Source organism: Sphingomonas sp. Ant H11 (genome assembly GCF_000797515.1).
Classification (GTDB): Bacteria; Pseudomonadota; Alphaproteobacteria; order Sphingomonadales; family Sphingomonadaceae; genus Sphingomonas.
Genome location: NZ_JSBN01000100.1, coordinates 1 through 10,920, shown reverse-complemented (window position 1 = coordinate 10,920; position 10,920 = coordinate 1). Strand labels below are relative to the sequence as shown.

At 65.5% G+C, this 10,920-nt stretch carries 9 protein-coding genes and 2 pseudogenes; 5 read left to right on the top strand and 6 right to left on the bottom strand.

Translation table 11 applies throughout. The annotated features are described in order from the left end of the window. The first annotated feature begins 30 nt into the window (after positions 1-30). Positions 31-1,614 carry a long-chain fatty acid--CoA ligase gene (locus tag NW75_RS17130; protein ID WP_033966374.1) on the top strand — a complete coding sequence of 528 codons (1,584 nt, stop codon included), beginning with the start codon at positions 31-33 and terminating at the stop codon, positions 1,612-1,614. Positions 1,615-1,747: 133 nt separating this feature from the next. On the opposite strand, the gene NW75_RS17125 is transcribed toward NW75_RS17130, so the two are convergent. The 3 genes and pseudogenes from NW75_RS17125 to NW75_RS17115 all read right to left on the bottom strand — a co-directional run bounded on the left by NW75_RS17125 (position 1,748) and on the right by NW75_RS17115 (position 4,512). Continuing rightward, a complete protein-coding gene (locus tag NW75_RS17125; RefSeq protein ID WP_081988809.1) occupies positions 1,748-2,041 on the bottom strand; it encodes a DUF167 domain-containing protein in 294 nt (97 codons plus the stop codon). A gap of 10 nt (positions 2,042-2,051) precedes the next feature. Continuing rightward, positions 2,052-3,395 (bottom strand): alginate export family protein, encoded by a 1,344-nt coding sequence (locus tag NW75_RS17120; protein WP_052192474.1) that lies wholly within the window; start codon positions 3,393-3,395, stop codon positions 2,052-2,054. Positions 3,396-3,439: 44 nt separating this feature from the next. Further along, positions 3,440-4,512: pseudogene (locus NW75_RS17115) on the bottom strand (PA0069 family radical SAM protein). 59 nt (positions 4,513-4,571) lie between these two features. On the opposite strand from NW75_RS17115, the gene NW75_RS17110 reads away from it, so the two are divergent. Both NW75_RS17110 and NW75_RS17105 read left to right on the top strand, forming a co-directional pair. Then, positions 4,572-4,907, top strand: a complete 336-nt coding sequence (locus NW75_RS17110) for a VOC family protein (RefSeq protein WP_033966373.1) — start codon at positions 4,572-4,574, stop codon at positions 4,905-4,907. A 164-nt stretch (positions 4,908-5,071) separates the two neighbouring features. Next, positions 5,072-5,491, top strand: coding sequence for a YbjN domain-containing protein (locus tag NW75_RS17105; RefSeq protein ID WP_052192473.1), 420 nt, complete (start codon positions 5,072-5,074; stop codon positions 5,489-5,491). A 25-nt stretch (positions 5,492-5,516) separates the two neighbouring features. On the opposite strand, the gene moaB is transcribed toward NW75_RS17105, so the two are convergent. The 3 genes and pseudogenes from moaB to NW75_RS17090 all read right to left on the bottom strand — a co-directional run bounded on the left by moaB (position 5,517) and on the right by NW75_RS17090 (position 8,602). After that, on the bottom strand, positions 5,517-6,044 hold the full coding sequence (gene moaB, locus NW75_RS17100; protein WP_033966371.1) for a molybdenum cofactor biosynthesis protein B: 528 nt from the start codon (positions 6,042-6,044) through the stop codon (positions 5,517-5,519). Continuing rightward, positions 6,034-7,853, bottom strand: a pseudogene (locus tag NW75_RS28380) (lytic transglycosylase domain-containing protein). The gene moaB and the pseudogene NW75_RS28380 overlap by 11 nt, the downstream one beginning before the upstream one ends. Next, positions 7,850-8,602, bottom strand: coding sequence for a uracil-DNA glycosylase (locus NW75_RS17090; protein ID WP_033966370.1), 753 nt, complete (start codon positions 8,600-8,602; stop codon positions 7,850-7,852). The pseudogene NW75_RS28380 and the gene NW75_RS17090 overlap by 4 nt, the downstream one beginning before the upstream one ends. 160 nt (positions 8,603-8,762) lie before the next feature. Between NW75_RS17090 and NW75_RS17085 the strand changes: the two genes are divergently transcribed. Further along, positions 8,763-10,406: an electron transfer flavoprotein-ubiquinone oxidoreductase gene (locus tag NW75_RS17085; protein WP_033966396.1), complete on the top strand. Its 1,644-nt coding sequence runs from the start codon at positions 8,763-8,765 to the stop codon at positions 10,404-10,406. 73 nt (positions 10,407-10,479) lie between these two features. Beyond that, positions 10,480-10,920, top strand: a 441-nt coding sequence (locus tag NW75_RS17080; protein ID WP_033966369.1) for a GHMP family kinase ATP-binding protein, incomplete at its 3' end; no start/stop codon positions are given.

Sequence of the window (10,920 nt, the reverse complement as noted above, 5' to 3'; positions counted from 1 at the left end):
CAGCCCCTCCCGCAAGCGGGAGGGGAGTTTATGCTCGGCGGAATGCAGGATTTCGAATTGCGGGTGCCGCGGCTGCTGGACCACGCCGCGCGCGAACATGGCGGGCGTGAGATCGTCAGCTATTGGGCCGATGGACGCGAAACCCGCAGCGATTGGGCAGGGGTCGCCCGCGATGCCCGCAAGCTGGCGCAGGCGCTGGAGCGGATCGGGCTTAAGCCCGGCGACCGCGTCGCCACACTGGCGATGAACCACAGCCACCATCTGGTCGCCTGGTATGGCACGATCGGGATGGGCGGGGTGATCCACACCATCAACCCGCGCCTGTTCGACGAACAACTTATCTATATCGCCAACCATGCCGAAGACCGCGTGCTGCTCTATGACAAGCAGTTCCAGCCTTTGGTCGACCGGCTCAAACCGCTGTGGACCAGCATCGAACGCTATGTCTGTTTCGACGATGGCGGCTTCGATGCGCTGATTGCGCCTGAGGACGGGGCCTATAGCTGGCACGAAGGGCCAGAGCGCGATCCGTGTATGCTCTGCTACACCAGCGGCACTACCGGTAACCCCAAGGGCGTGCTGTACGAACATCGCTCGACCGTGATCCACGCCATGGCCGAAGTCGCACCCTGGGTGTTCAACCTCTCGCCTTCCGCCGTCGTGCTGCCGGTCGTGCCGATGTTCCACGCCGCCTCCTGGGGATTGCCGTTCGCGGGCGCGCTGGCCGGCGCGAAATTCGTCTATGCTGCGGTCAACGATCCGGCGGTGCTGTGCCGCTTGATGAACCAGGAAAAGGTCACGCATTCGGCGGGCGTGCCGACGGTGTGGCTGGCGATGTTCGGCCATATCGATGCGACCGGCGAGGTGCCACGCTTCCTTAGCCAAGTGACGATCGGCGGCTCGGCCGCGCCGCGCGCGATGATCGAGCGGATCATGGGCATGGGCGTCGAGGTCAAGCATCTGTGGGGGATGACCGAGACCTCGCCGGTCGGCACCGCCGGTTTTCCGCCGCCGCATTGGGACGAGATGAGCGCGGAGGCCCAACTCGACCATGTCGGCAAGCAGGGGCAGATTCCCTTCGGCATCGAATTGCGTATCGTCGATGATGCGGGGGCTGTGCTGCCGCGCGACGGCACCAGTTCGGGTCGGTTGCAAGTGCGCGGGCCGTGGGTGGTGAAACGCTACTTCAAGGCCACGGAGGACGCGGTCGATGCCGACAATTGGTTCGACACCGGCGATGTCGCGGTGCTCCACGGCGACGGCACGATGCAGATCACCGATCGCGCCAAGGACGTCATCAAATCGGGTGGCGAGTGGATTTCCTCGGTCGATCTCGAAAATGCCGCGATCGGCTGCCCCGGCGTTGCCGAGGCGGCGGCAATCGGCGTGTATCACCCGAAATGGGACGAACGCCCGCTGCTGGTCGTCGTGCGCAAGCCCGGCAGTGCGGTGACCCCGCACGAGATTCTGGTCCACCTTGGCCGTCACGTGGCCAAATGGTGGTTGCCCGATGAAATCGTGTTCGTCGAGGCGCTGCCGCACACTGCGACCGGCAAGCTGCTCAAAACTGCCTTGCGCGAACAGTTCAAGGACCATGTGCTGGCGGCGGCCTGAAGCTGAGGCTTCCGCTTCTTTCCGTTCGGGCTGAGCTTGTCGAAGCCCCGCTCGCGCCACGCGCGTCCTGCGCTTTGAGAGGTGCCCTTCGACAAGCTCAGGGCGAACGGGGATTCGCGGCAATACTCCCGCGCTAGCGCGTCACCAGCACCACCTTGTCGCGCGCGGTCGCGCCGCGCACCAGCGTTAGCGCCGATCGCGGTCGACCCAGCGCCTTGGCGAGCAAGGCGAGGATCGCGTCATTGGCCTTGCCATCCTCGGGCGTCACGGTGGTCCGCACGTTGAGCACAGCGGGCGCTCCATCGGCGGGCAGGCGGATGTCGTTCGCGCCCGCATTGGGGGTTGCGCGGATCGTCAAATGCCCGTGCGCATCGATCAATCGTTCGAGTTCCTCGCGCGGGGGGAAGCTGTTCTTGATGCGGCTCATGCCCGCCTTCTTAAAAGAATACCGACGCGTTGAGCGACAGGTATAGCGTGTCGTGGTCACTGGCACGGTTGAGCGCGCTGGCGAGGAAGCGGCCCTTTGCCAGCCACACTCCGTCGGCCTCAAGCTGGAGGCGCTTGGGCACCGCCCAGAACCGCACGCGGGCATCACTCTGCCACCCGGCATCGCGGCCCGATTGCCCGGTCGGGTCGACCACGCTGGTGGTGGCAAAGGCATCGCGTGCCGAGGCGAGCCACAGTTTCTTGACCGACAGCATCGCGTCCACGCGGCGCGACGGCGTCACCTCCAGCCGGGGTCCGAGCGAAATCAGGTTGCTGCGCGTCACCGCATTATACAGTCCCGCTGGGGAAAAATCGGCGCGGCGCATGCCGTACAGCGTGTCGAACCGACCATAGCCGCCGTTGCGGCGGTCGCCCGAAGCATAATCGCCCTCGACGGCGAGACGCGGCGTCCATGCCCTGGTCCATTGATAGCCGATCCGCGCGTGCGCGAACCACGTCTCCACCGGCACGCGTGCGGCGGTGGGGGCAAGGCTGACGGCAATCGTGCCGGTCTGGCGCATGATCTCGACTTCGCCATCGGTTTTGCCCGGGCTGGCGGGGGCGACCAGCCGTGCGGTCAGCGTCGTCAGGTGACGATTGCGCGTCGCATGGTCCGGGCGGTCGCGTTCCTCGAAGCGGTACGCGCCGATATCGCCCGCAACGCGACCGAACAGGCGCGGCAGCCCGGCCGTCGCCCCCCAGATGCGCGTATCGAACCCCTCCCGATCCAGCACTACGCGCCCGGTCCGCAATCCGGCGGCATCGTCGGGCAAGCGTTGTTGCGGCAGCAGATAGAAAGCAGTCACATTCCAGCGATCGCCGTCGGCCAGATCGAGCCGGGCTCCGGTAAAGGCGTTGGTGGTGTTGCGGTAATCGTCATTGGCGATCAACCGGCGCGAGCGCAGGTCGGCGGTCTGCCGCCCAAGCGTCACATGCCCGTAGAGCCGCTTGCGCGCGGCATCGCCCAGATCGAGCCCGAGAAACGCCTCCACCGGCTCGAAGCCATTGACCTCGTTCGTCGACAGCGCGCTTGGGCGCGGAGCATCGAGCGCGCGGCTGTCGAACAGCGTCCCGCCCAGCGTCAGCGGGCCTCTGCGATATGTCGCACGCACGATCGTGCGCAACTGGGTCGAGGCTTCATCGACGGGTACGCCCGCGCGCGCCTGATCGCGGATCGTTTCGTAGCGCAGGCGGATGTTCGCCGAGACATCGCCGCCCTCGGGCGCGCGCGGCAGCACCTGGCCGTAAGCCGGAACGGCGGCGACCAGCACCGTAAATGTCAGAAGCCCCCGCATCCGGCGCGGGCATAGCAAAGATCGCGGACGACGCCCACCCGGCTTCAGCCAAACAAATCGCCCTGGGGCCCTGCGGGCGGGCGGAACAGGTCGGTGCGCAACACCATCCGCTCCTGGTTCATCCCATGCTTGCGGCATGCGATGAGGAAGCGCGTGCGCAGCAAGTCCGCCCAGGGGCCACTGCCGCGCATCCGCGAGAAGAAGCCCGGATCATTCTCTCGGCCCTGCCGGATCGAGGCGATCGTCGCCATCACCTTGCTCGCGCGGTCGGGGAAGTGCGTGTCGAGCCAGGCCTTGAACAAGGGGGCGACCTCCCACGGCAGCCGCACCGGAATGAACGAGACCGAGCGCGCGCCCGCCTCCGCCGCTTGCTCGACCAGATGCTCGATTTCGTGATCGGTGATCGCGGGGATGACGGGCGCGATCGAGACATGCGTCGGCACGCCCGCCGCGACCAGCGCGCGCACCGCCGCCAGCCGCCGCTTCGGGGTCGGCGCGCGCGGTTCGACCGTCATCGCGATTTTGGGGTCGAGCGAGGTGATCGAAATCGCCACCGCCGCCAGCCCTTTGGCCGCCATCGGCGCGATCAGGTCGAGATCGTGCACCACCCGGTCCGATTTGGTGGTGATGGTGAGGGGATGGTTGGTCTCGGCCAGCACCGCGATGCACCCCCGCGTGATCCGCCATTCGCGCTCGATCGGCTGGTAGGGGTCGGTATTGGTGCCGAACGCGATCGGTTGCGCAACATAGCCGCGCTTGGACAATTCGGCGCGCAACAGGGCGGGGGCATCGGGTTTGGCAAACAGCTTGCTCTCGAAATCGAGCCCCGGCGAAAGGTCGTGAAACGCGTGGGTCGGTCGCGCGAAGCAATAGATGCAGCCATGCTCGCACCCGCGATACGGGTTAACCGACCGATCGAAGGGCACGTCGGGTGAGCTGTTGCGGCTGATGATCGTGCGCGGCCGCTCGACCGTAACCGTGGTACGCAGCGCGGCGGGGCACCGTCGAGCGCTTCACGATCATCCAGCCAGTCGCCATCCGCCTCGCGCTCGGGCAAGTTGAAGCGGCGGCTTTCGCGATTGAGCGTTGCGCCGCGCTGGGGGCGGTTTTGGGCCATTGACAGATGCTAGCAGGCACGTAAGAACGTAACAAGAACATTTGGGAGGAGACCCAGCGATGGCGCGTCTGAACTATCTCGAACTGCCGGTTCGCGACCTTGCCGCGGCCAAGGCGTTTTACACCGCCGCCTTCGGCTGGGATTTTACCGATTTCGGGCCAAGCTATGCCTCCACGATGAGCGGGGACACGGATATCGGCCTGCAGGGCGATATCGCGGAACAGACCGCGGCCCCGCTGCCGGTGATCGAGGTGGCGGATCTGGAGATGGCGGAAGCGGCGGTACAGGCGGCAGGAGGCGAGATCACGCTGGCGATCTTCGCCTTCCCCGGCGGGCGGCGGTTTCATTTTCGCGATGTGGCGGGGCATGAATTGGCGGTGATGCAGCCAAGGTGAAGTGCTTGTCCGCCAAGATCTGGATGATACATATCACGAAGATTTCCGGGGGATTTTTCGATGATTCGTTCGTATCTTCATTGCTCTGCAGCAGTGTTGTTTGCGGCTTTGGCGGTCCTGCCGATGGTGGCATCTGCGGAGGAGGATAAGAGGATAAAGAGCGCTTGCTCGATCTCCGCCAGCCGTCGGTGGTGGTCCAGGCGCTCCATGACGCGGGCTACAAGGCCGAGCTCAAGACCAACAAGGCAGGCGAGCCCTATGTGTTGAGCGGAGCCAACGGGTCTTCCTTCACCATCGAATTTTACGGCTGCACCGGCGTGAAGGATTGCGGCTCCTATCAATTCTCGAGCTGGTATAAGGCCGAGCCGCTGTTCACGCCCGAACTCGCCAATGAATGGAATCGCGACAAGCGCTTTTTGAAGATCGTGGTCACCAAGGAGGGCACGCTCGACGAGTGGATGGATTTCTCCGCGATCGGCAAAACCACCTTCGCCAATTTTGCCGATATCGTCGACTGGTATCAGACGATGGACGCCGATCTCGCCAAGTTCCTCGACGAAAAGCGCGCGGCGGCGAAGAAGTAGCGGACAGTCGCGTGCCTGTGAGGGCTTAGCGTTCCCGCAAACGCGGCATGAGCTCGACGAAGTTACACGGCCGGTGGCGGCTGTCGAGCTGGCTCGCCAGGATGCCGTCCCACCCGTCCTTCACCGCGCCGGTCGAGCCCGGCAGCGCGAAGATATAGGTGCCGCGGGTGACGCAGGCGCAGGCGCGCGATTGCACGGTCGAGGTGCCGATCGACTGGAAACTGAGCCAGCGGAACAGTTCGCCAAAGCCCGGGATCATCTTGTCGGCAACGCGCTCGATCGCCTCGGGCGTCACGTCGCGCCCGGTCACGCCGGTGCCGCCGGTGGTGATGACGCAATCGACCTGCTCGTCATCGATCCAGCGATGCAGCGTGGCGACAATCAGATCGGCATCGTCGCGCACGATCTCGCGCGCGGCGAGGATATGGCCTGCCTCCTCCAGCCGTGCGACCAGCGTATCGCCCGAGCGATCCTCGGCAAGGCCGCGCGTGTCGGAGACGGTAAGGACGGCAATGCGGACGGGCTGGAAGGTCAGGCTTTCGTCAATCGGCACGGGCGATCGCTTGTCTCGAGGGGCTGGTCGCCGTGGTGCTCGCCATCGTGCGGCCCGAGGACGCACTTGATGTTAACCGCACCGCCGCAGCCCCCGGCAAACCAGGGAAGCGCGGCCACAGGCCCTGCGACAAAGCGGCACGGCTGACCGAGGCGGTCTTGCCGGTCTGCGCCTCATACACCCAATAGTTGCGCAGCACCGTAGTGACATAGCCGCGCGTCTCCCAGAACGGGATCGATTCGATGTAAAGCAACGGATCGCCGCCGTCGCGGGCCTGCGCGTTCCACGCCTCGACCGGCCCAGGCCCGGCGTTATAGGCCGCAATCACCTTGGGCAGCAGCCCGTCGGTGCAATGCTGGTCGCGCAATTGCTCGAGATAGCTTTGCCCGACCTCAAAATTGGTGCCGGGGCGGGAGAGGGCGCTGCGGTCGAAATTGCGGCCCTGCTTGCGCGCAATGTCGGTCGCGGCACCGGGACGCACTTGCATCAGGCCATAGGCACCGGCCGGGCTCACCACATCGGTGCGGAAGCGCGATTCCTGCAGCGTGTGCGCAAACACCAGCGCCTTGTCGACGCGCCAGCCGCCATCGGGTGCCCAATTGGGCGCGGGGAAGCGCGCCTCGACTGGCGGCGTCGCGCCGACCGGGCCATTGTGCGACAGCCAGATCAACGTGGCGGGAAGATCGAGTGCCGTCGTAAGGCGGACCAAAGCGGGATATTCGGCGGGGTCGCCGATCCGCGCTTGTTGCCGGATGACACTGTCGGCCAACCCGTTTTCGCCAATCTCGACCAAGGCCGCCGCAACGCGCACATTGGGGCGGCGACCAAGCGTCTGCCAGTCGCTCGCGACCACGGCCGCCATCGGGTGCGCGGCGGTTTCGCGAATGCCGAGCGCTGGCGTGCCAGCAGCCCGTAAAACGTCTCGCGATATTGCGCCGCGTTCTTCAGCCGGTTCTCGACGCGATCGGGCCGCGCGCACTGCATGTCGGCGCGCGCCGCCCAATAGAGTGCCGCCGCGCGCAGGTCGACATCGCTGGCGCGCGCGGCAACGCCCTCGAACAGCGTGCCAGCGGCGGCGCAATCATGCTGCCGCCATGCCGCCAGCGCCCCGACCCACTGGCCCTCGACCGCGAAATCGCCATATCCGGCGGCGGCCTTCTGCGCCATCGCGCGGGCATTGCTGTCGTCACCCGCCAGGAAATACATCCAGGCGATCTTGCGCTGCCATTCGGTCTGCAGGTCGCTGGAAAGCCCCGGCGTCGCCTCGAGCAGCGCCTGCGCATCCGCCCCGCGATCTTCCTTGATCATCGGCTGCATCTTCAGCGCGAGTTCGACCGCGAGCAGATCGCCTTTGCCGAAGCTCTTCGCGCGCTTGCGGGCGGGCGCGCCGTCGATCCAGGTGAGCGCGCGTGCCTCGGGCAGCGGCGGCAACCCGACACCCCCGCGCGACGCGGCCATCGTCAGGATCTGCTTGGCCTGGGGCAGTTCGGGCGCACTGGCGAGCAGCTTCATCAACGGGTCGAGATCGGCCTTGGGCGAACCCTTGGCGGTCAGCAATTCCGCCTGCGCGATCGCGTGGAGCGGGCCGGGCTTGAGCGCGGCGAGCTGAAGCTGGGCGTCCTGCCATCTCTGGCTGCGGATGCTGGCGAAGACCGCGCGATAACCCTCGCGCTGCTCGACATCGAGCTGTGCGGGAATAACGCCGCGCGGACTGGCGGTTTCGATCGAGGCCGGCGGCTCCCCCGCCGCATGCGCGACACCGGGAACGGCGAGCGCCAAGGTGGCGACGACAGCCAGTCTAGCGCTCATGCGTCCAATCCTGCGATCAGCATCTGCAAATCCTTCCACGCGCGCGCCTTTTCGGCGGGCCGTTCCAGCAAGAGTCGCGGATGGAAACTGGCCACCACATCAACCGTGGTCCCACCCATGCCACCTTCGAGGTTAATTGCCTGCAAACTACCGCGGGCACGCGCGACGTCCATCCCGGTAAATCCACGACTGGGCGCATTCCCTAATAGGAGTACCCGTTTCGGGGCGACCAGCGCGACATGATGGCGCGCAATCTCGACCAGCCGCGCCTCGATTTCCGGCGCGATTCGGCCCGCCATCGGGCGCACCGAGCACATTGGCGCAAGGTACACCGATTCGCGATCCCGCCCGATCGCGGCCAGCATCCGGTCGAACAACCGCCCGACCGTGCCACTCAGCAGCACGCCGGTATCGCTATCGTCGCGATCGGGCACATCCACCAAAATCATGATGTCTGCGGCGGGATTGCCCGATGCCGCGATCGGATCGCCGCGCCACGCTGCTTCCGGCGCATCGGGACCAGTGCGCCACGCGAGGAACGCATCGAGCGTAACCGGTAGCGGCACGACGACCGGTGCCGCTACGGCGCGCGGGGCCGGGCGCTGTGGCTGGGTTTCGACCGGTGCAAGCGGGGTGGCGGTCCAGTCGCGCGCGTCCTCATCGACCAGCGTGTCGATGCCGACGTCGCGCCACCATTCCAGCGCGCTCGCCGCCGCCAAACGCCAATCGATATTCTGGTCAGCCCCCATGCGTTCCTTTAGACTCCTATGTTGACGTGAAGGTCAATTCGCTGGCACGCGGAGATGGACAGGACGTGCCGCGCGCGCGACGAGAATGCGCAGGTGGCGTCCGCGATGGAGACGAGATGTGAGCAGCCAAGAAACTGGGGCCGAAAACCACCGCGAATCCATGCCCTATGACGTCGTAATCGTCGGGGCTGGCCCTGCCGGCCTGTCGGCGGCGATCCGGCTGAAACAGGTTGCGGCCGAAAAGGGCGCGGACCTGTCGGTCTGCATCCTTGAAAAAGGCTCCGAAGTCGGCGCGCACATTTTGTCGGGCGCGGTCATCGATCCGCGCTCGCTCGATGAGCTGATCCCCGATTGGCGCGAAAAGGGCTGCCCGCTTGCCGAGGTGCCCGTCACCGACAACCAGCATTGGATGCTGTCCAAGACCGGCAAGGTCGCGGTGCCGCATTTCCTCACGCCGCCCTTCATGCACAATAAGGGCACCTATACCGGCAGCTTGGGCAATCTGTGCCGCTGGCTGGCGACTCAGGCCGAGGAGCTGGGCGTCGAGATTTTCCCGGGCTTTGCCGCTGCCGAGATTCTCTACAATGACGATGGCTCGGTAAAGGGCGTCGCCACCGGCGATATGGGCGTGGCGCGCGACGGCACGCACAAGCCCGATTATACGCCGGGCCTCGAAATCCACGCCAAATACACCTTCTTCGGGGAGGGCGTGCGCGGCCATCTGTCCAAGCAGATCATCCGCACCTTCGATCTGGCGAAGGACAGCCAGCCGCAGGTCTACGGCATCGGCATCAAGGAATTGTGGGACATCGCCCCCGAAAACCATGTGCCCGGCCGCGTGATCCACACCCAGGGCTGGCCGCTCAATGAGACCGAGGGCTCCAATGGCGGCGGCTTCCTGTATCACCAGGCCAATGGGCAGGTCGCGCTCGGTTTCGTCACCTGGCTCAGCTATTCCAACCCGTATCTGTCGCCCTTCCACGAAATGCAGCGCTGGAAGACCCATCCCAAGGTCGCCGAGATCCTGAAAGGTGCAAAGCGCGTGTCCTATGGCGCGCGCGCGATTAGCGATGGCGGCTTGCAGTCGATCCCCAAGCTGGTCTTCCCCGGCGGTGCGCTGATCGGCTGTTCGGCCGGTTTCCTCAACGTTCCGCGCATCAAGGGCACGCACACCGCGATGAAGAGCGGCATGATGGCGGCGGAAGCTGCGGTCGATGCGATCCTATCGCAGCGCCAGCATGATGAGCTGGCGGCGTACCCGGAGGCGTTCGAGGCGAGCTGGGTCAAGAAGGAGCTGTCGATCGTCCGCAACGTCGTGCCTTTGGTCGAAAAGTTCGGCGAGCTGATCGGTTCGGCGCTGGCGAACGTGACGATGTGGGCCGAATATATCGGCATCAAGATGCCCTTCACGATGAAGCACCACCCCAACAACGAAAGCCTGTGGCGCAAGGATCAGGTCAAGCCGATCGCCTATCCCAAGCCCGATGGCGTGCTGACCTTCGATCGTCTCTCCTCGGTGTTCATCTCGAACACCAATCACGAGGAGGACCAGCCCGTCCATTTGACGCTGAAGGACCCGAACATCCCGGTCGAATATGACCTGCCAATGTATGACGAGCCGGCGCAGCGTTATTGCCCGGCGGGCGTGTATGAAATCGTCGGGCAGGAAGAGGGCAACCCGAAGTTCGTCATCAACGCGCAGAATTGCGTCCATTGCAAGACCTGCGACATCAAGGACCCGACGCAGAACATCAACTGGGTGGTGCCGGAGGGCGGCGGCGGACCGAATTATCCGAATATGTGATGGGGGCGTTTCCCTCCGCAGGCTCGCATCGCTGTTTTCAACCGATGCGATCTTGCTCTAGGGGCTGCCGCCGATGATCACCGAAAACGCCCCCGCCAAGATCAACCTCGCGCTGCACGTCCGCGCGCGGCGCACCGATGGCTATCATGAGCTGGAAACGCTGTTCGCCTTTGTCGCCGATGGCGACACCGTTTCGCTGGAGCCAGGGCCGCTCTCGCTGACCATCACCGGCCCGTTTGCGGGTGGCCTGTCGGGCGAGGGCGACAATCTCGTCACGCGCGCCGCGCGCGCCTTTGCCGATCGCTTCGGCGTGCCCGTGGGCGGGGCCTTCACGCTCGACAAGCATTTGCCGGTCGCTTCGGGCATTGGCGGCGGCTCCGCCGATGCGGCGGCCGCCTTGCGCGCGCTGGCGCGGGCGCACGATGTCGCGACTGACGACCCGCGCCTGTTCGAGATTGCGGCGGCGCTTGGTTCGGACGTGCCGGCCTGCCTGCTTGGGCGCACCGCGATGGGG